A 17,639-nucleotide genomic window follows, 5' to 3' on the forward strand; every position below is an offset into this window, starting at 1 on the left:
CGGGCGGGGCATAAGACAAAATTGTTCCTTCGCTTTCACCCCCCGCCCCCCCCCCCGCCCCGGGGGGGCCGGGGCCGGGGTCGTTCGGGTGGTTTGCCGTAAGCTGTCGCTGTGCTAGTCGCCATCTGGATCCTCAATGTCATCCACTGGGGCAGCGCGCTGGTCGGGCTCTTCGCCTTCGTGCACGCGCTGCTCCAGCGCGCCGACGCCTATTCCGCGGCCGACCGCAAGACCAAGCCCATCTGGATGCTGATCACCGGCGGCGCGACACTCGCCATGGTGCTGTTCCCCGTGATGGGCCCGGGAATGATCTTCTACGTGCCCGCGATGGCCGCGGCGCTGGTCTACATCGTGGACGTGCGCCCGAAGCTGATCGAGGTCCAGCGCGGCGGCTCCAGCTGGTAGCTACCCTGGGGTGGTGACCTGGACCATCGCCGGGAGCCTCACCGTCGTTCCCGCCTCCTCGCGTACTGAACTGCTCGCCGAGCCCGTGGCCAAAGCCCTCGCCGCGCTCGCCGACCCGGACGCCGTCGGTGTCGCGGAGATCGACCCGTCGCTCGCCGACACCGCCGCCTTCTGCGAGGCCTACGGCTCGCCGCTCGAGGCGTCCGCGAACTGCGTCGTCGTCGCCGGCAAGCGCGCGGGCGAAGTCCGCTTCGCGGCCGCGCTCGTGCTCGCGACGACCCGCGCCGACGTCAACGGCGTGATCAAGCGCCGCCTCGACGTCCGCAAGGCGTCGTTCGCGCCGATGGACGAAGCCGTCTCGCTGACCGGGATGGAGTACGGCGGCATCACGCCGGTCGGCCTGCCCGCCGAATGGCCCATCCTGCTCGACCGCCGCGTCGCCGAGGCACCCGAGCTCGTCATCGGCAGCGGGATCCGCGGCAGCAAGCTGCTGATCTCCGGCGCCGCGCTGGCCGCCCTGCCCGGCGCGGAGGTCATCGAGGACCTCGCCCGGTGACGTCCGTCTGGCTCCGGTACCTGACCGGTGCCGACATCGACGCGCTCGGCATCACGGACGCCGAAATCGTCGGCGCGGTCGAGGAGGTGCTCGCCGACCACGGCCGCGGCCAGGTCGTGTTCGAACCGCGTACGCACCTCGTGCCGGACAACGGCGGCAAGGGCCACTTCAACATCCTTCGCGGTCACCTGTCCGCGAAGCAGGTCAGCGGCGTGAAGGTCGTCGGTGACTTCGTGGGGAATTTCGAACGGGGCCTCCCTTCGGAAATGGCGTTGATCCTGTTGCTCGACCCGGACACCGGCATGCCGCGGGCCATCGTCGACGGCACGATGATCACCGAGGCCCGCACCGGCGCGATGACCGCCGTCGGCGCGAAGTACCTGGCCCGCCCGGATGCACGGGTGCTCGGGCACATCGGCGCCCGCGGTACCGCCTGGTGGAACGTCGTGCTCCTGGACTCCTTGTTCGACTTCGCCGAGATCCGCGTGACCAGCAAGCGCCCGGAGTCACGCGAGGACTTCGGCCGCCGGCTGTCCGAGCGGCTCGGCAAGAACGTCCGCGTCTGCGCCACGGCCGAGGAGACCCTGGACGGCGCGGACATCCAGGTCGAGGCCTCCCGGCTGGTCGAGCCCGAGGCGCTGGTGCGCCGCGAGTTCCTCCGGCCGGGCACCTTCCTGGTGCCCTACGGCACGATCAGCGCGCTCGAGCTCACGCTGCTCGACGACGTCGACAAGGTCGTCGTCGACGACTGGCGCGAATCGCGGTCCGGCAACCCGCGGTTCGGCGCCCTGCGCCCGCAGCTCAACGCCGGCCTCCTCACCGAGGACAACGTCCACGCCGAGATCGGCGACATCGTGGCCGGGAAGAAGCCAGGCCGCGAGCACGACGCCGAACGGATCCTGTTCTGGCACCGCGGACTGTCCACAACGGACGTCGCGGTGGCGAACCTGATCCTCACCCGTGCCGAGGCTTCCGGCGTCGGCACCATGCTGCCCTACCGATGATCGTCTCCGACAGTGCGTTCGCCGACAGTGAACGGCTGGTTTTGGACAAACCGCTGGTAGAAGCCCTGCGGCAGCGCCGGAACGAGGTCTTGACAGCCCTCGCGGACCGGTCCGGGCCGGTCTATGGGGTCACCACGGGGATGGGCCGGCTCGCGGGGGTGGCGCTCGACGCGGGCCAGCAGGCCGAGCACCAGCGGAACCTGCTGATCGGCCGCGCTGTGGGCGGTCCGCCGTGGCTGCCGCCCGAAGACGTCCGCGCGCTGCTGGTCGTCCGGCTGCGCGACTTCCTGCGGCCGTGGTCGGGGGTGAGCGCCGAGCTGGTGCAGTTCCTGGTGGACCGCTTGAACGACGGCTTCACGCCGGCGGTCCCGCGCTCCGGGCTCGGCAGTTCGGGCGAGATCATCGCGCTGTCCCACGCGTTCCAGACGTTCCTCGGCATCGGCACGGTCTTGGAGGACGGCGTCGAAGTGCCGGCCGCTTCGGCGCTCGCGGCGCGTGGTGCGGCGCCTTATGTTCTCAGGCCCAAGGAAGGCGCTTCGCTGCTTCAGGGTTCTCCGCTGGCGGTGATGCACTCCGCGCGTGGCTGGACGGAAACCCAGCAACTCATCGACCTGCAGACGCTCACGGCGGCCATGGCGATCGACGTCCTCGGCGCGCCCCGGGACGTGTTTTCCCCGGTCATGGCGGGCGGCGACGACCACCTGAGTGCGGTGCTCCACGAGCTTTCGGGGCTGGTGGGCAGTGGCCCGGTGCGGCCCGGCGTGGTGCAGGCGCCGCTGTCGGTGCGGGTCGCGCCGCGGGCGTTGGCGCACGCTTCCCGCGTCAACGGCGAATTGCACGAAACCCGCCGACGCTGGGAAACGATGCCGGGGGATTCGCCTTCGTTCGTCGACGGCGCGTTCGTGCCGGGGACGGCGTACCACGCGGTGGACCTGGGGTTGCGGATGGACGCGGTGACGGCCGCGCTGGTGCACCTCGGGGAGGTTTCGGTGCAGCGGACGCACCGGTTGCTGGACGAGCGGTTCAGCGGGTTGCCACCGCAGCTCACGGCCGATCCGGGGCCGCGGGCGGGGTTGGTGCCGCTGCACAAGCGAGCGGCCGGCGAACTGCACGCGCTCCGGCGGCTCGCGGCGCCGGCGACGTTGGGTTCGATCGACACGTCGGCCGGTCAGGAGGACGTGCAAGCGTTTGCGGCTGCGGCTGGGGAGCAATTGCGTGCGGCGGCTTCGCATCTTTTCGCGATCACGGCTTGCGAGCTGATCACGGTGTCGCAGGCGCGGTATTTGGCCGGTGGTGAGGGTGCGCCGGGGGTTCGTGCGGCGTACGGGTGGGTGCGGTCGGTGGTGCCGCCGGTGGACGAGGATCGGCCTCTGGGGCCGGAAGTCGAGCGTCTGATTGCGGTTTGCCGGGAAGCTTTCTTCAACGACCTGGCGACGCTCACCTGAGTCCGGCTTCGCTCGGACGAGGCTCGCTTGAGTCCGGGCTTTGCTCGGGCGAGGCTCGCTTGAGTCCGGGCTTTGCTCGGGCGAGCCGTCGCTGAGCCAGGCTTCGCTCGGGCGAGCCGTCGCTGAGCGGGTGGACTCGCCGTCTCGCCGCACGACGCCGCGCCCGGGGGGTCCCCCCGTCTCAACTCTATCGCGCGACGCCGACGATTTTGCCGCTCCGACAACGAAATCCACGGAACTATCCACAATTGCGGCGACCTGTGGACAACCACCCTCCGTGCGCTGCCGAATCGGACATCCGGCGGGGGCGGCGCGCTACGTTCGTTCGTGAGCGCCCTCCGGGGACGCGGGCCCCGGGGAAGGAGGGATACGACGGCGGGTCCGCGTGAAGGTGAGGGTGCGGGCATAGGGGCGGAAGCCCAGAGCGCGATACAGAGGGAGGGCGCCCACGGACTTCGGATGGTTGATCACCGGATACACGACGGCTTCGCGAGCGCCGGCGTGGTGGGCCGCGTGCAGCGCGGCGAGGCACACCGCGCGGGCAAGCCCGGTGCGACGGAACTCCGGCAAGGTTCCGACGGGCTCCAGCTCGCCGACGGCATTGCGGTCGTCGAGCCAGATCAGGCACTGGGCGGCGAACCGGCCGTCGGGTGCTTCGGCGACCCAGTCCAGCCCGGCCCGGTAGGGCCAGGCGGCCATGACGGTCCGATAGCTCGGTCCGGTCACCCTCGACGGGTGCCAGACCGTGCGGTGCACGGCCACGCGGCGGTCCAGATCGTCCGCGCCGACCGGCCGGAGCGTGAAGCCGGCGGGCACGACCGGCTCGGGCAGATCCACAAGGAGGCGAGACATATACGACTGGAACACAGGACTTTCCTGAAGCGCGTAACCGCAACGCTCCAAGGCGGCGACAACATGCTTCTCGGCGTCGAGCACGGTGACAGCGAGCTCGGCCGCGGAGGCGGTGTCTTCGAACCAGGCGAGCACCTCGGGCGCGAGTCCGGGGCGCGCCGGACCCACGAGCAGCGCGAGTTCACCGGGTAGCGAAATCCAGCCCCACGCGACGACTTCGCCACCCGCTTCCCACAGTACGGTCGGCCATTCGGCTTCGCGGCCGGCGTGCTGGAACCGCTGCCACGCGAGATCACCGACGTGCACCGAACTCGACTTCGACCAGATCCGCTGGGCCAGGTCCTGCATGGCCCGCAGGTCGGCCGGACCGGCGTAACCGCGGCGCGTGACGGCGGGCATGGGCAGCATCATCCGGTGCCACACCGGCCCTCGCCAACCGATTTACCGACCGGCCGGAAGCGGGCCGGCCACCGGTGGCACGTAACCGTTGCCACACAACCGGATGACCGTGCCTGTGGTCGAATCGGAAGCGGACGCCGGACTGCTCGGGCGTGCGGCGGCGATGTTTCGCGGTGACGAACGTCGGCGACCTGGTGCTGCTCGCGGTGTTTCGGCCAAGCGGCCGGCCGCCGTGGTGCGGTCAAGGTCGTGGCGAGGCAGTTCCTGGGCTTCGCGGCGATCCTGGCCGGACACGCTCGGAGCCGGGCTGCTGCCAGCGGGCCTGGTTGTGCCTGTCGGCATGGCGGTGTGGTGCGCCGCGGGCCGGTTCCTGACGCCTCGGCCGGGTGTGGCGCGGGTGCGCGCGCGGTCGCCTGGGGCGCGAAAAGGTTGAGCCGCTGTGGCGTATCCGACTCGGGTGCAGCCGGTCAACGGGGCAAGGCGTCGAGTGATCATGAATCTGAGAACCAGAGTTCTTGCCATCGTCACGTTAACGCTCTCCGCGGCCGTCGCCGTGGTTGCGCCGGCATCGGCGGCCACCGGCTCCGGCATCGGCACCCAGACCGTGGAACTCGCCGCGCCGGCCGGAAGTGGTCTTGCGCCCTATGTCGCCGTCATCGAGCCCGTCTCCGCCGAGCGGCTCGGGAACAGCTGGCACGAAGGATGCCCGGTCGGTCCCGACCAGCTGCGGCTGGTCAACCTGAGCTTCCTCGGCTTCGACGGTGCCGTGCACCGGGGCGAACTGGTCGTCAACGCCGATCGGGCGTTCGAGGTCGCCCGCGTCTTCGGTGACCTCTACTTCGGACGGTTCCCCATCGAGCGGATGGAGACCGTCGAGAAGTACAACTCCGACGACGACGCTTCCATGGCGGCCAACAACACCTCGGCGTTCAACTGCCGGGCGATCACCGGCGGCACCGCTTGGTCGAACCACTCCTACGGGCGTGCCATCGACATCAACACCGTCCAGAACCCGTACATCTCCGGCAGCGGCACGGTCTACCCGCCCAACGGGGCACCGTACGTCGACCGGACGCAGCACGCGCCCGGAATGATCCACGCGGGCGACGTCACCGAGCGGGCCTTCGCTTCCCGCGGCTGGACCTGGGGCGGCTCCTGGGACACCCCGATCGACTACCAGCACTTCGAGAAGCCCTGACACCGACCGGAAAACCGCTGGGGTGACACAACTGTCCGTGGGCTGCGTCGGGGACAGGCCGTAATGGGAACCGCAGCCTCACGTACTGGGGATGAAGGAAGCTCGCCCGGGATCGTCGCTGGCTGGACCGGCGGCGATCCCGGGCGGACCCGCCGGGCGGCAGGTCGGGCCACCGGAATGCGGGCTGGGCGGCGATGCGGGCCGGGCCGGGCGGTGGCGCGAGCCGGCGGCGCGGGGGCGGCGGTGTTGCGAGCTGGGCGACGGCGACCGTCGGCTAGTCGCGGCGGGCGTTTTGCAACGCCAAGCCGCGCGGGGTGGCCAAGCGGGTGATCAGGGCGAACGCTCCGTCGCACAGCAGCGCCAGGATCACCGCGGCCAGGCCGCCCGCGAAGATGGCTCCGTAGCCCTGGGCGCCCAGCGCGAAGCCGTCGACTATGTAGCGGCCCAGGCCTCCGCCGTCGTTGACGATTGCTCCGATGGCCACTGTGGCGATCAGCTGGAGGAAGGCCACGCGTGCGCCCGCCAGGATCACCGGGGAGGCCAGCGGGAGCTCGAGGCGGGCCATGATCTGCCACTCGCGGTGGCCCGTTCCGCGGGCCGCGTCGATCGTCTCCTGCTCCAAGGTCACGACGCCCGCGTACGTGTTCGTGAACAACGGTGGCATCGCCAACGCGACCAACGCGAGCAGCAACGGCCAGAACGCCGTGTCCAGCTCCCAGCGGCTCGCCAAGAACCAGAACAGGATGATCAGCCCGAAACTCGGGATCGCCCGGCCGATGTTCACCGCGCTGCTCGCGAGGAACGCGCCGCGGCGGTAATGCGCCAGCCAGAGCGCCGCCGGGATGGTCAGCGCCGCCGCGATCGCCAGGGCCAGCAACGAAAACCTCAGGTGCTCCAGCGTGCGGTACGGGACGCCGGCCTTGTCCGTCCAGCTCCAGCGGTTGGGGTCCGCGAGCCACGCGTTCAGCTGGTCGAAAAAGCTCATCGCGTCCGCACCTTCCGCGACCAAGGCGCCAGCACGCGCTCGCTGAGCCAGAGGACCAGGTCGACCACCACCGCCAGGGCGACCGACAGGACCACGCCGACAATGATCTCCGTCGGGTTCGGGGTCGCCGTCTGGATGCCCGCTCGGATGAAGTACCCCAGGCCGCCGAGGCCGAGCATCGACGTGACTGTCACCAGGCCGATCGTCGTCACCGCCGCGACCCGGAGGCCGGCGATCACCACCGGGAGGGCGAGGGGCAGTTCGATCTGCCAGAGCAGCCTGCCGCGCGTGTACCCCATGCCAACCGCCGCTTCGCGGACCTCGTTGGGCACCTGGTCGACGCCGGTCACGATGTTGCGGACCAGGATGAGGAGCGTGTACGTCGCGAGCGGGATCATCGCTGACACGAACGTCAGCCCGAAGAACGGCACCAGGACTGCGAACGCACCCAGGCTCGGGATCACGTACAACGCGCCCGCCGTGCCGAGGATCACCGGGTACGACCAGCGGAAACGCAGCGACACGACGGCGAGCCCGATCGACACCACCAGGCCGATGCCGAGGGCGGCGCCGGTCAGCGAAACGTGCTCGACGAGGCGCTGGACGATGTCGTCCGCGTTGCGGTCCACCCACTTCCACTGGAAGATCGGAGGCTCGCTGTCGGCGGCCAGCGGCGTCACCGTGGTCACGTGCACCGGCCGACCCTACCCCGATCGGGCCCAAATATTCCGCGGAGTGGGAATATCGGGTGCTTTCTCCCACGATGTGGATTCTTGTCGGAGGTCAGGACTAGGGTCCTTTCGTCTGTTCGAGTGACGAGGGAGTGGGGATTCGTGCGCTGGTTCCGGAACGCGTCCGTGGTGGCGGTGGCCGTCGCGGCGACGCTCGGTTTGGCCGCCTGTGGCGGCAGCGACAGCGGTGACAAGCCCGCCGCGCAGAGCAAGGGTGGCGCGCCGATCGTCGTCGCGTCCTTCAACTTCACCGACAGCCAGATCCTCGCCGAGATCTACGCGCAGGCGCTGGAGGCGAAGGGCTACCCGGTGACGCGGAAGCTGAACCTCGGGTCGCGGGAGCTGATCTACCCGTCGCTGAAGTCCGGTGAGCTGCAGTTCATCCCGGAATACCAGGGTGCGGCGATCACCACCGGCTTCGGCCAGGAGGCCGGCAAGACCGCGCAGGAGGAGCACGAGCAGCTGGCGAAGCTGTTCGAGCCCAGCGGCGTCGGGCTGCTGAACTTCGCGCCGGCCGAGGACAAGAACACCTACATCGTCAAGTCCGACGTGGCCAAGGACAAGGGCATCGCGTCGATCAGCGACCTGAAGAAGCTCGACAAGGTCGTCATGGCCGGGCCGCCGGAGTGCGAGAAGCGCCTTCCGTGCTTCAAGGGCTTCACCGACGTCTACAAGCTGACCAACATCAGCTTCCAGACCATCCAGGAAGCCGGCCCGCGCGTCCAGCAGCTCAAGTCCGGGGCCGTCACGGTCATCCCGGTCGACTCGGTCAGCCCGCTGACCGGCGACCCGGCCTACACCGTGCTCAAGGACGACCTCAACATCGTGCCGACCGAGAACGTCGTGCCCGCGGTGAACAAGAAGGTCCTCGACGAGCGCGGTGCCGACTTCGCGACCGCCGTGAACGCGGTGAGCGCGAAGCTGACCACGGACATCATGCGCGACCTGAACAAGCGCGTGGACTCCGACGGCGAGAAGGCGGCGGACGTCGCCAAGGACTGGCTGGCGCAGGCCGGCCTCTGACGCCGGAACCGCCGGCCACCCGCACCCGGGCCGCCGGCCACCCGCACCCGGGCCGCCGGCCGCCCGCACGGGCCCGCCGGCCGCCCGCACGGGCCCGCCGGCCGCCCGCGCCGGGTGGCCGGGTGGTCGGCGGTCAAGCCGGATGGCCGGGGTCGAGCCGGGTGGCCGGGGTCAAGCCGGGTGGCCGGGCTCTCACGCGGTCCCGCTGACGACCCACGCACGGGCCGTCAGCGGGATCGAGCCGTCGGATTCGGTCGGCAGGCGGTCGCGCAGGAGCTCGCGGAGGCGGTCGCGGTGGGGCTCCGGCAACGTGGTCAGGTACGACGGCGCCGGGCCCTGTGCGCCGAGGAACGGGTGCCAGTAGTCGGCGAAGTCGGCGAACACCGTCGGGATCGTGATCTCGCCGACCGACACCGCCGTGAACCCCGCGTCCGTCCACAAGCGGCCCAGCGGCTCCGGGCGGCACAACGTGTGCTTGCGGCCCTCGTCCACCTCGGCGACCGTCGTGGGGTCGAGCTCGGCCGCCGCGTCCCAGAAGCGGCGGATCAGCTGCATGCCCTCGGCGAGGTCCCACAGGTACACCGCGGCCAGTCCACCCGGCGCGGTCACGCGCGCGATCTCCGCCGCCGCGCGGTCCGGCTCCGGGACGAAGTTCAGCACCAGGCCCGACACCACCACGTCGAAGCGGTCGTCCGGGAACGGCAGCGAGCGCGCGTCGGCGACCTCGAACGACGCCCGCGGGTCGGTCACGCTCTCACGAGCCGTCTTCAGGAAGCCCTCGGACGGGTCCACGCCGACGACCTCCGCGGGGTCGGCCGCCCTCAGCACCTCCGAGGTCAGCGCGCCCGTGCCGCAGCCGACGTCGAGCCAGCGGCGGCTCGCCGGGGCGCCGAGCTGCCGGACGAACGTCGCCGCGATCCGGCGGCTCCACCGTCCGATGTAGGCCTCGTAAGCGTCGCCTGACTGCCACATGCCCCCGAGTACAGCACAGAAACCGCTGCTCAGCCCCCGGTCAGCGCCCCGGTCGCGTCCTGGCCCGCCGACGTCGCGCGGCGCAGGAACCCGGCGATCAGCGCCAGCTCGTCCTCGCTGTAGCCGGCGCAGAGGTCGTCCATCGCGGTGTTCATCCCCGCGTACAGCCGGAACAGTTCCCCGTTGCGGCCGCGGACCGCGCGGACCGCGACCGAGCGCCGGTCGGCCGCCTCGGGGTCGCGCTCGCGGACGATCCAGCCGCCCTTCTGCAGCCGGTCGAGGATGCCGGTCAGCGTCGCCGGGTGCAGCCCGGCGCGGCGGGCGAGCGCGCTCGGGCTGAGCGGGCCGTGCCGGGCGATCAGCTCCAGGCACTCCAGGTCGACGTCCTTGAGCGCCAGCTGGGCGCTGACCTGGTGGTTCAGCAGCGCGAGCTGGTTGCGCAGCTCCCGCAGCGCGTCCTTCACCGCCACGGTCGACCGGCGGTGCGCTCCCGAACCCATGCCCGGAGCCTAACCGCCGAGGGCCATCCGCGTGTACGCGCGGACGTCGGCGTCCGAGTCGCCGCGCCGCGCCCGCAACCGCGCCGCCACCGGTGGCCGGTCAGCCCACTTGCCCAGGGCCTGCACCGCCGCCCGGCGGACGTTCGGGTGCTCGTCCTCCAGCGCTTCGAGCAGCTGCTCGGACGGCTCGGCCAGCGCACCCAGCGCCGTCGCCGCACCCCGGCGGACCTGCCACGCCGGGTCGGCGAGTGCCGCGAAGGCCAACCGCGCCAGGTCGCCGCCACAGCCGAGGTCGGCGGCCGCGGTCAGCGCGGCCGCGCGCACCAGCAGGTCCGGGTCGACGGCCAGCGCGGCCACCGTACCTCGGCGAGGCCGGCCAGCCGGTTGAGCCCGTGCGGGTACTTGTGGCCGACGACGACCGTGCCGACACCGGGCTGGCGGGCGATCAGGCCGTCGTCGCGCAGGAGCGCGAGGGCCTCCCGCACGGTGTTGCGGGTCGCGGAGAACTCCACCGTGAGGTCCTCCTCGCACGGCAGCGCCTCCTCGGCCAGCACCTGACGACGCAGCAGGTCGGCGACCTGCCGGGCGCTGTCGGACCTCGTCCGCCGGGGTGTGGTGGGCATGGCGGCGAGGATGGCCAGCGGACGTTAACACCGTGTTACGCCACTTTTCGCGTCGGATGCGGCGCTCTGACCTGCGAAAACGGCTGTCCAGAGCGGACTTCCGCCGCTCACTATCTGGGACGTCCGAGGGCGCCCGCCGCGGGTGCGGTGCGCGGTGAAATCGTGGACCCTGATTCGTACGCCGGGAGAAGGAGTGAAATGGGAAAGGTCACGGCCACCGCGGAGCGCACCATCGACGCCCCGGCCGACAAGGTCCGCGCGCTCGTCGCCGACTACGCCGAGACGCGGCCGAAGCTGCTCACCGAGCACTATCGCGACTACCAGGTCACCGAGGGCGGTGTCGGCGCCGGGACCAAGGCCGGCTGGAAGCTGCAGGCGACCTCCAAGCGCGTCCGCGACGTCAAGGCGACGGTCACCGAGCCGCGGCCGGGGACGCTGGTCGAGACCGACGCGAACTCCAGCATGGTCACCACGTGGACGGTCACCGAAGCGGGTGAACGCAGCGTCGTGAAGATCGAGACCACCTGGGACGGGGCCGGTGGCATCGGCGGCTTCTTCGAGAAGACGTTCGCGCCCGGCGGGCTCAAGAAGATCTACGACGGCGTGCTCGAGAAGCTCGCCGAGATCGTGTGACGCCTCACAATCGGAATCTGCGCCCCGGTTAGCTGGTTGCATCGGGTGGAATCCGGGGCGACTGCCCCGCTTCGAGACTTGGAGGAGATCCGACGATGACCACGGCGACCGAAATCCGGCTGGCTTCGCGTCCGGAAGGCGTGCCGACGCACGACAACTTCGAGATCGTCGACACCGAGGTGCCGACGCCGGGCGACGGCCAGATCCTGGTGCGCAACCTGGTGATGAGCGTCGACCCGGCGATGCGCGGCCGGATGAAGGATGTGAAGTCCTACGCGCCGCCGTTCCAGGTCGGCGAGGTCATGTCCGGCGGCGCGGTCGGCGAGGTCGTCGAGTCGAACGTCGACGACGTCAAGGTGGGCGACCACGTCCTGCACCAGGCCGGCTGGCGCACCCACGCCGTGCTCGACGCGGGCCGGTACGTCAAGGTCGACGGGGCCACGGCGCCGCTGTCGACGTACCTCGGCGTGCTCGGCATGCCGGGCCTCACCGCGTACGCGGGCCTGCTGGAGTCGGCCGAGTTCAAGCCGGGCGACACCGTGTTCGTCTCCGGCGCGGCCGGGGCGGTCGGCTCGCTGGTCGGGCAGCTCGCGAAGCTGAAGGGCGCCAAGCGCGTCATCGGCTCGGCGGGCTCGGCGGAGAAGGTCCGGCACCTGATCGACGACCTCGGCTTCGACGCCGCCTTCAACTACAAGGACGGCCCGGTCGCCGAGCAGCTGCACCAGGCGGCGCCGGAAGGCATCGACGTCTACTTCGACAACGTCGGCGGCGAGCACCTCGAAGCCGCGATCGACGCGATCACCCTGCACGGCCGGATCGCCATCTGCGGGATGATCTCCACGTACAACGCGACCGAGCCGACGCCGGCGCCGCGCAACCTCGCGCAGGTCATCGCCAAGCGGCTCACCATCCGCGGCCTGCTGGTGATCGACCACTGGCACCTGCAGCAGCAGTTCGTCACCGAGGTCGCGCCGCTGGTGAGCTCCGGCGAGATCAAGTACTCGGAGACCTTCGTCGACGGCATCCGCAACGCGCCCGAGGCGTTCCTCGGCCTGCTGTCGGGCGCCAACACCGGCAAGATGCTGGTCCGGATCGCCGGCTAGAGCAGTTCGGCCAGCTCCGGCAGCGTCGACGCGGTGTAGGTGGGCGCGGGCGAACCGGGCAGCGGGTGGACGCCGGGACGGGTGAGCAACGCCGTCCCGAGCCCCGCCGCCTGGGCGCCCGCGATGTCCCAGTCGTGCGCGGCGATCATGACCGCGTGCTGCCCGGGGTAGGCGGCCGTGACCTGCCGGTACGGCTCCGGCGCCGGCTTGAGCCGGCCCACCTGCTCGGCGGAGAAGATCCGGTCGAGCAGCGGCGCCAGCCCGGCGTTCTGCAGCTGCGCCTCGGCGGTGGCGAGCGGCGAGTTCGTCAGCGCGACGACGGTGTGGCCCCGCTCGCGCAGCCGCACCAGGCCCGGCTCGACGTCCGGGTGGGCCGGGAGGCTGCGCAGCCCGGCGCCGACCCGCGCGAGGTCGACCTCCCGCCCGTGCCGGGCCGCGACCTCGATCGCGGCGTCACCGGCGATGCCCGCGAAGTCGCGGTAGCCGCCGGTCGCCGTCACGGTCAGGACGGTGTGGATGGCCAGCCCGAACCACTCGCGCCGCAGCTCGGGCCCGCCGATCAGGGGATCCATCGCGGCCAGGTCGAGCAGGGTCTCGTTGACGTCGAAGACGCACAGCATCCGATCAGTATTGCTGGTTCAGGGCCCGTTCGTTGAGCCGCTCGTCCAGTTCTCCGGCCGCGATCGGCAGGGACAGCTGGTCGCGCATGATGGTGCCCATCGACGGCAGCGTCGAACGGTCCGGCCAGGTCTCCGGCTGCCACAGCGAAGACCGCAGGAACGCCTTCGCGCAGTGCATGTACAGCTCTTCGACCTCGACGACCACCGCGAGCTTCGGCCGTTTCCCCTGGACGACCAGCTCGTCGAAGAACGGCTCGTCCGCCACCAGCCTCGCGCGGCCGTTGACCCGGAGCGTCTCGTTCATGCCCGGGATCAGGAACAGCAGTCCGGCGTGCGGGTTGTCGACGATGTTCCGGAAGCTGTCGATCAGCTTGTTGCCCGGCCGGTCCGCGAGGGCCAGCGTCCGGTCGTCGAGCACCAGCACCGAACCCGCCGGGTCGCCGCGCGGGGAGACGTCGCAGCTGCCGTCCGGCGCCGACGTGGCCAGCAGCACGAACGGCGAGTGCGCGATCAGGGTGCGCGCGTGCTCGTCGATCCGGTCGATGACCTTTTGCTGCGTCAGCTCGGCGGCCTCGCCGATCACTTCGCGCAGTGCCTCGTGTGAGTCGATGATCCCCATGCGCCCAAGCTAGCGCGCACCACCGACGATCCGGCCCACGATGGCGGCGCGCGCGGCCTCCTCGGACTTGCGCACCACCAGGTCCGTCGAATAGCCGTGCTTCACGAAGACGCCGTCGAGCTGGAACGTGCCGTAGCCGTGCGCCTGGGTGAACAGCTGCTCCATCAGTTCCAGCGCGGTCGCCGGGTCCGGGGCGACGGCCAGGCAGCGCAGCAGGAACTCGTCGGTCAGCCGCCGGGTCTGCTCGTGGAGGCCGGTGTGCTGCGGGCCGTGGAGGCCGTCGGCGTAGATCACGTTCATCCCGGCCCGGCGCTCGATGACGTACCGCGTGTACGCGCCCGCCGCCGCGGCCAGGGCGTCCACCGGGTCTTCGTGCTCGCCGGCCGCCGCGGTGACGCGGTCGGCGAGCTGGCAGGCGACGTTGCCCGCGACCTCGGCCAGCAGGCTCTCGCGGGAAGCGAAGTGCCGGTAGGGCGCGCCGGGGCTGACCTTCGCCCGCCGCGCGACTTCCGCGACCGAGAAGCCCGCCCAGCCCTGCTCGGCGATCAGGTCGAGCGAGACGCGCACGAGCTCGCCGCGGAGGTCGCCGTGGTGGTACTTGCCGCCCATGACCCGGATCACATCTCCCGTTCGAAATATGTAAGAGCCCTCTTACGTAGAGGTGTAAGAGACCTCTTACGAGGACGACGGTACTTGAACTTGGAGGGTTCCATGAGCACGACCACGCACGCCATCGCCGCTCCGGCGCCGGGCGCGCCGCTGGCGCCGACCACGATCGAGCGCCGTGACCTGCGTCCCGGCGACGTGCTGATCGACATCGCCTACGCCGGCATCTGCCACAGCGACATCCACCAGGCCAAGGAGGACTGGGGCCAGGCGATCTTCCCGATGGTCCCGGGCCACGAGATCGCCGGCGTGGTCGCCGCGGTCGGCTCGGACGTCACGAAGTACCAGGTCGGCGACCGCGTCGGCGTCGGCTGCATGGTCGACTCCTGCGGCGAGTGCGAATACTGCCGGGCCGGCACCGAGCAGTTCTGCGTCAAGGGCAACGTCCAGACCTACAACGGCGTCGGTTTCGACGGCGAGAACACCTACGGCGGCTACAGCAACCAGATCGTGGTGAAGGACGCCTTCGTCTGCCGCATCCCCGAGGGCATCGACCTCGACATCGCCGCGCCGCTGCTGTGCGCGGGCATCACCACCTACTCGCCGCTGCACCACTGGGGTGCCGGCCCGGGCAAGAAGGTCGCCGTGATCGGCCTCGGCGGGCTCGGCCACATGGGCGTCAAGATCGCCGCCGCCATGGGCGCCGAGGTGACCGTGCTGAGCCAGAGCCTCAAGAAGCAGGAAGACGGCCTGAAGCTCGGCGCGTCCGAGTACTACGCGACCAGCGACGAGGCGACCTTCGACACGCTCAAGGGCAAGTTCGACATCATCCTCAACACCGTGTCGGCCAAGCTGCCGGTGGACGCCTACCTCGGCCTGCTGCGGGTCGGCGGCGCGATGGTGAACGTCGGCGCGCCCGGCGAGCCGCTGGCCTACAACGCCTTCTCGCTGCTCGGCGGCAACAAAGTGCTGGCCGGCTCGATGATCGGCGGCATCGCCGAGACCCAGGAGATGCTGGACTTCTGCGCGGAGCACGGCATCGGCGCGGAGATCGAGACGATCTCGGCCGACAAGGTCAACGAGGCCTACGAGCGCGTCGAGAACTCCGACGTGCGCTACCGGTTCGTCATCGACGCGTCGACGATCGGCGCGTGACGCGCGGGCACGGCAACCGGATCAGAACACCACGGTCCGGTTGCCGTGCACCAGCACGCGGTTCTCCAGGTGCCACCGGAGGCCGCGCGCCAGCGTGACCTTCTCGATGTCGCGGCCCTTGCGGACCATGTCCTCGACCGAGTCGCCGTGGTCGACGCGGATCACGTCCTGCTCGATGATCGGGCCCGCGTCGAGGTCCGCCGTCACGTAGTGGCAGGTCGCGCCGACCAGCTTCACGCCGCGGGTGTGTGCCTGGTGGTACGGCTTCGCGCCGATGAACGACGGCAGGAAGCTGTGGTGGATGTTGATCGCCCGGCCGGCCCACTCGCGGCACAGGTCCGCGGGCAGGATCTGCATGAACCGGGCCAGCACCACCGCGTGCGGGTCGTGCTCGTCGACCAGCTTGCGGACCTGCTCGAACGCTTCTTGTTTACCGCCGGCCGGGAACGGCACGTGGTGGAACGGGATGCCGTGCGCGCGGGTGATGTCGGCCAGCGAGTCGTGGTTGCCGATCACCGCGGCGATGTCGACCTCGAGCTCCCCGGAGGCGACCCGGCCGAGCAGGTCGTACAGGCAGTGCCCGGCCTTGGAGACGAGGATCACCGCGCGCCGCCGCTCTCCGGTGTCGCTGACCTGCCAGCTCGACTCGGCCGACAGCTCCGCGGCCACCTCGCCGAACCGGGCGCGCAGCTCGGCGGCGTCGAACGGCAGCGAATCGGCCCGGACCACCTGGCGGGTGAAGAACCAGCCCGTGTCCGGGTCGGTGTGGTACGCCGCCTCGACGATCCAGCCGCCGTGCTCGGCGAGGAACCCGGAGATCCGGGCGATGATGCCGGTGCGGTCGGGACAGCCGAAGGTGATGACGTAGCGGCGTTCGGGAGCGGTCACCCGGGCATTCTCCCCCGCGCTGATCAGACGGCCGGGAGCCGGTCCCCGCTGATCTCCGCCCGGTGCGGCCGGCCCCACACCGCCCGGTAGACGTCGTCGGCGTCGCCGGTCACCTCGGTCGCCGGGGCGCCGACCGTCCACGTCCGCTCCGGCGTCGTGATCCGCACGTTGACGTCGAAGCCGCGACGCGGGACGACGAAGGTCAGGAACTCGTCGATGCCGTCGTTGGCGAACTCGGCGGAGAAGCGGGTCTGCACCGGGTCCGGGAGGGCGGATTCGGCGTCGAGGCGGTGGATCGCGGTTTCGTGGGCCATCCGGCGGGTCCACGGCGTGTCCGGGTTGCGCGCCAGCGCTTCGCGCAGAGCCAGGCGCCGGCCGTCCCACCACCCGAGGACGTCTTCCCAGTCCGTCGGCGGCTCGGGGCGTGGCGGCCGGCCCATCGCCAGGCTGGTGATGGTGTCGTGCACGAGCGCGATGTGCGTCACCAGGTCATGGACAGTCCACTTCGGACAGTTCGGCACCGGGGCCGGCGGCCCGGCCGTCAGCGCCGCCCGCTTCAGCGCGTCGGCGTGGACGTCGATCGCTTCGAGCATGGGCCGACCGTAGCCGCCTCCCGGCCTCGATGGCGAACACCAAGCCCAGGCCGAGGCTGAACGACAGCAGCAGGCCCTTGGCCGGTTCGCCGGCGAAGGCGGCTCCGCCCGCGAGGCCGATCAGCACGCTGTACACCGCCCAGATCGCCGCGCCGGCGGCGTCGAGCGGCACGAACCGGCGCAGCGGGTAGCCGAGGCTGCCGTTGGCCAGCGCGCTGGCGACCCGCCCGCCCGGCAGGTACCGGGCCGCGATGATCAGCAGCCCGCCGTTGCGCCGCACCTGGTCGCGGGCCCATTCGTAACGACGGCGGCCGTCGGGCCCGCGCTGCAGCCGCGCGATGGCCTGCGGCCCGGCGGCGCGGCCGACGGCGTACCCGAGGCAGTCGCCCGCCCACGCGCCCCCGGCCGCCACCGCGGCGAGCAGGACGAGCGGCCCGGGGTCTGATCCGAGCAGGACGGCGACGGTGACGACCGTGGTCTCGCTGGGCATGAACGGCAGCAGCGCGTCCAATCCGGACACGGCGAAGACGAGCACCCACAGCCACGGCGAGCCGAGCGTGCCCCGCAGCACCTCGGTGACCTGCCCCAGGAGTTCCACGGCTCAATGGTGATCACCGCAGGTCACTTCGGGGTGACGCAGCGGGGGTGGCCCGGTGAACAAGCGCCCCAATGTGGCGTTCGGTGCGTCAGACGCACCGAATGTGGCGTTCGGTGCGTCCAACGCACCCA

Annotated in this window: 22 protein-coding genes; 9 read left to right on the plus strand and 13 right to left on the minus strand. The window is 71.0% G+C overall.

Features of this window, described 5'->3' with window-relative positions; genetic code table 11:
- The first annotated feature begins 111 nt into the window (after window positions 1–111).
- From ACWEF6_RS39980 to ACWEF6_RS39995, 4 genes are read left to right on the plus strand one after another with little or no spacing between them, the layout of a single operon-like run.
- Complete coding sequence (locus tag ACWEF6_RS39980; protein ID WP_013222364.1) at window positions 112–405, plus strand: DUF2516 family protein; 294 nt, start codon at window positions 112–114, stop codon at window positions 403–405.
- A 10-nt stretch (window positions 406–415) separates the two neighbouring features.
- Window positions 416–961 (plus strand): YbaK/EbsC family protein, encoded by a 546-nt coding sequence (locus tag ACWEF6_RS39985; RefSeq protein WP_449687727.1) that lies wholly within the window; start codon window positions 416–418, stop codon window positions 959–961.
- Entirely contained in the window at window positions 958–1,965 is a 1,008-nt protein-coding gene (locus ACWEF6_RS39990; RefSeq protein WP_449687728.1) for an ornithine cyclodeaminase family protein, read from the plus strand. The genes ACWEF6_RS39985 and ACWEF6_RS39990 overlap by 4 nt, the downstream gene beginning before the upstream one ends.
- Entirely contained in the window at window positions 1,962–3,410 is a 1,449-nt protein-coding gene (locus ACWEF6_RS39995) for an aromatic amino acid lyase (protein WP_449687729.1), read from the plus strand. The genes ACWEF6_RS39990 and ACWEF6_RS39995 overlap by 4 nt, the downstream gene beginning before the upstream one ends.
- Before the next feature lie 315 nt (window positions 3,411–3,725).
- Here ACWEF6_RS39995 and ACWEF6_RS40000 read toward each other — a convergent pair whose 3' ends face one another.
- Window positions 3,726–4,661 carry a GNAT family N-acetyltransferase gene (locus tag ACWEF6_RS40000; protein WP_449687730.1) on the minus strand — a complete coding sequence of 312 codons (936 nt, stop codon included), beginning with the start codon at window positions 4,659–4,661 and terminating at the stop codon, window positions 3,726–3,728.
- Between the two features lie 553 nt (window positions 4,662–5,214).
- Between ACWEF6_RS40000 and ACWEF6_RS40005 the strand changes: the two genes are divergently transcribed.
- Window positions 5,215–5,859: a M15 family metallopeptidase gene (locus ACWEF6_RS40005; protein WP_449687731.1), complete on the plus strand. Its 645-nt coding sequence runs from the start codon at window positions 5,215–5,217 to the stop codon at window positions 5,857–5,859.
- Between the two features lie 274 nt (window positions 5,860–6,133).
- On the opposite strand, the gene ACWEF6_RS40010 is transcribed toward ACWEF6_RS40005, so the two are convergent.
- Both ACWEF6_RS40010 and ACWEF6_RS40015 read right to left on the minus strand, forming a co-directional pair.
- Window positions 6,134–6,844, minus strand: coding sequence for an ABC transporter permease (locus tag ACWEF6_RS40010; protein ID WP_449687732.1), 711 nt, complete (start codon window positions 6,842–6,844; stop codon window positions 6,134–6,136).
- A complete protein-coding gene (locus tag ACWEF6_RS40015) occupies window positions 6,841–7,539 on the minus strand; it encodes an ABC transporter permease (RefSeq protein ID WP_310967961.1) in 699 nt (232 codons plus the stop codon). Before ACWEF6_RS40015 ends, ACWEF6_RS40010 begins: the two co-directional genes overlap by 4 nt.
- Before the next feature lie 138 nt (window positions 7,540–7,677).
- On the opposite strand from ACWEF6_RS40015, the gene ACWEF6_RS40020 reads away from it, so the two are divergent.
- Complete coding sequence (locus ACWEF6_RS40020) at window positions 7,678–8,598, plus strand: ABC transporter substrate-binding protein (RefSeq protein WP_449687733.1); 921 nt, start codon at window positions 7,678–7,680, stop codon at window positions 8,596–8,598.
- Window positions 8,599–8,790: 192 nt separating this feature from the next.
- Here the strand turns inward: ACWEF6_RS40020 and ACWEF6_RS40025 are convergent, their stop codons facing one another.
- From ACWEF6_RS40025 to ACWEF6_RS40040, 4 genes are read right to left on the minus strand one after another with little or no spacing between them, the layout of a single operon-like run.
- Window positions 8,791–9,570 (minus strand): class I SAM-dependent methyltransferase, encoded by a 780-nt coding sequence (locus ACWEF6_RS40025; protein ID WP_449687734.1) that lies wholly within the window; start codon window positions 9,568–9,570, stop codon window positions 8,791–8,793.
- 29 nt (window positions 9,571–9,599) lie between these two features.
- Window positions 9,600–10,070 carry a MarR family transcriptional regulator gene (locus ACWEF6_RS40030; RefSeq protein ID WP_449687735.1) on the minus strand — a complete coding sequence of 157 codons (471 nt, stop codon included), beginning with the start codon at window positions 10,068–10,070 and terminating at the stop codon, window positions 9,600–9,602.
- A 9-nt stretch (window positions 10,071–10,079) separates the two neighbouring features.
- Window positions 10,080–10,427, minus strand: coding sequence for a HEAT repeat domain-containing protein (locus ACWEF6_RS40035; protein WP_449687736.1), 348 nt, complete (start codon window positions 10,425–10,427; stop codon window positions 10,080–10,082).
- Window positions 10,376–10,693, minus strand: coding sequence for a GntR family transcriptional regulator (locus tag ACWEF6_RS40040; protein WP_449687737.1), 318 nt, complete (start codon window positions 10,691–10,693; stop codon window positions 10,376–10,378). The genes ACWEF6_RS40035 and ACWEF6_RS40040 overlap by 52 nt, the downstream gene beginning before the upstream one ends.
- A gap of 198 nt (window positions 10,694–10,891) precedes the next feature.
- Here ACWEF6_RS40040 and ACWEF6_RS40045 point away from each other — a divergent pair, with 198 nt between their 5' ends.
- On the plus strand, window positions 10,892–11,326 hold the full coding sequence (locus ACWEF6_RS40045; RefSeq protein WP_364245534.1) for an SRPBCC family protein: 435 nt from the start codon (window positions 10,892–10,894) through the stop codon (window positions 11,324–11,326).
- A 95-nt stretch (window positions 11,327–11,421) separates the two neighbouring features.
- Window positions 11,422–12,429 carry an NADP-dependent oxidoreductase gene (locus ACWEF6_RS40050; RefSeq protein ID WP_449687738.1) on the plus strand — a complete coding sequence of 336 codons (1,008 nt, stop codon included), beginning with the start codon at window positions 11,422–11,424 and terminating at the stop codon, window positions 12,427–12,429.
- Here ACWEF6_RS40050 and ACWEF6_RS40055 read toward each other — a convergent pair.
- From ACWEF6_RS40055 to ACWEF6_RS40065, 3 genes are read right to left on the minus strand one after another with little or no spacing between them, the layout of a single operon-like run.
- Entirely contained in the window at window positions 12,426–13,049 is a 624-nt protein-coding gene (locus ACWEF6_RS40055; protein WP_449687739.1) for an HAD family hydrolase, read from the minus strand. The genes ACWEF6_RS40050 and ACWEF6_RS40055 overlap by 4 nt on opposite strands.
- Window positions 13,050–13,053: 4 nt before the next feature.
- Complete coding sequence (locus ACWEF6_RS40060; protein ID WP_449687740.1) at window positions 13,054–13,668, minus strand: pyridoxamine 5'-phosphate oxidase family protein; 615 nt, start codon at window positions 13,666–13,668, stop codon at window positions 13,054–13,056.
- Window positions 13,669–13,677: 9 nt separating this feature from the next.
- On the minus strand, window positions 13,678–14,277 hold the full coding sequence (locus ACWEF6_RS40065) for a TetR/AcrR family transcriptional regulator (protein ID WP_449687741.1): 600 nt from the start codon (window positions 14,275–14,277) through the stop codon (window positions 13,678–13,680).
- A 102-nt stretch (window positions 14,278–14,379) separates the two neighbouring features.
- On the opposite strand from ACWEF6_RS40065, the gene ACWEF6_RS40070 reads away from it, so the two are divergent.
- Entirely contained in the window at window positions 14,380–15,429 is a 1,050-nt protein-coding gene (locus ACWEF6_RS40070; protein ID WP_449687742.1) for an NAD(P)-dependent alcohol dehydrogenase, read from the plus strand.
- Between the two features lie 21 nt (window positions 15,430–15,450).
- Here ACWEF6_RS40070 and purU read toward each other — a convergent pair whose 3' ends face one another.
- The 3 genes from purU to ACWEF6_RS40085 are packed head-to-tail and all read right to left on the minus strand — an operon-like array spanning window position 15,451 to window position 17,508.
- A complete protein-coding gene (gene purU, locus ACWEF6_RS40075) occupies window positions 15,451–16,317 on the minus strand; it encodes a formyltetrahydrofolate deformylase (RefSeq protein ID WP_449687743.1) in 867 nt (288 codons plus the stop codon).
- A gap of 23 nt (window positions 16,318–16,340) precedes the next feature.
- On the minus strand, window positions 16,341–16,910 hold the full coding sequence (locus ACWEF6_RS40080) for a maleylpyruvate isomerase family mycothiol-dependent enzyme (RefSeq protein WP_449687744.1): 570 nt from the start codon (window positions 16,908–16,910) through the stop codon (window positions 16,341–16,343).
- Window positions 16,807–17,508 carry a DedA family protein gene (locus ACWEF6_RS40085; RefSeq protein ID WP_449687745.1) on the minus strand — a complete coding sequence of 234 codons (702 nt, stop codon included), beginning with the start codon at window positions 17,506–17,508 and terminating at the stop codon, window positions 16,807–16,809. Before ACWEF6_RS40085 ends, ACWEF6_RS40080 begins: the two co-directional genes overlap by 104 nt.
- Between the last annotated feature and the right edge of the window lie 131 nt (window positions 17,509–17,639).

The sequence above is a fragment of the Amycolatopsis sp. NPDC004772 genome, assembly GCF_053601215.1.

Bases quoted from the DNA above. Each gene is read 5' to 3' on its own strand.
- ACWEF6_RS40055 (WP_449687739.1), bottom strand. From the start codon at position 13,049: ATGCTGTGCGTCTTCGACGTCAACGAGACCCTGCTCGACCTGGCCGCG.
- ACWEF6_RS40025 (WP_449687734.1), bottom strand. From the start codon at position 9,570: ATGTGGCAGTCAGGCGACGCTTACGAGGCCTACATCGGACGGTGGAGC.
- ACWEF6_RS40065 (WP_449687741.1), bottom strand. From the start codon at position 14,277: ATGGGCGGCAAGTACCACCACGGCGACCTCCGCGGCGAGCTCGTGCGC.
- ACWEF6_RS40050 (WP_449687738.1), top strand. From the start codon at position 11,422: ATGACCACGGCGACCGAAATCCGGCTGGCTTCGCGTCCGGAAGGCGTG.
- ACWEF6_RS40080 (WP_449687744.1), bottom strand. From the start codon at position 16,910: ATGCTCGAAGCGATCGACGTCCACGCCGACGCGCTGAAGCGGGCGGCG.
- ACWEF6_RS40010 (WP_449687732.1), bottom strand. From the start codon at position 6,844: ATGAGCTTTTTCGACCAGCTGAACGCGTGGCTCGCGGACCCCAACCGC.
- ACWEF6_RS40030 (WP_449687735.1), bottom strand. From the start codon at position 10,070: ATGGGTTCGGGAGCGCACCGCCGGTCGACCGTGGCGGTGAAGGACGCG.
- ACWEF6_RS40070 (WP_449687742.1), top strand. From the start codon at position 14,380: ATGAGCACGACCACGCACGCCATCGCCGCTCCGGCGCCGGGCGCGCCG.
- ACWEF6_RS40060 (WP_449687740.1), bottom strand. From the start codon at position 13,668: ATGGGGATCATCGACTCACACGAGGCACTGCGCGAAGTGATCGGCGAG.
- ACWEF6_RS40000 (WP_449687730.1), bottom strand. From the start codon at position 4,661: ATGCCCGCCGTCACGCGCCGCGGTTACGCCGGTCCGGCCGACCTGCGG.
- ACWEF6_RS40045 (WP_364245534.1), top strand. From the start codon at position 10,892: ATGGGAAAGGTCACGGCCACCGCGGAGCGCACCATCGACGCCCCGGCC.
- ACWEF6_RS40040 (WP_449687737.1), bottom strand. From the start codon at position 10,693: ATGCCCACCACACCCCGGCGGACGAGGTCCGACAGCGCCCGGCAGGTC.
- ACWEF6_RS39995 (WP_449687729.1), top strand. From the start codon at position 1,962: ATGATCGTCTCCGACAGTGCGTTCGCCGACAGTGAACGGCTGGTTTTG.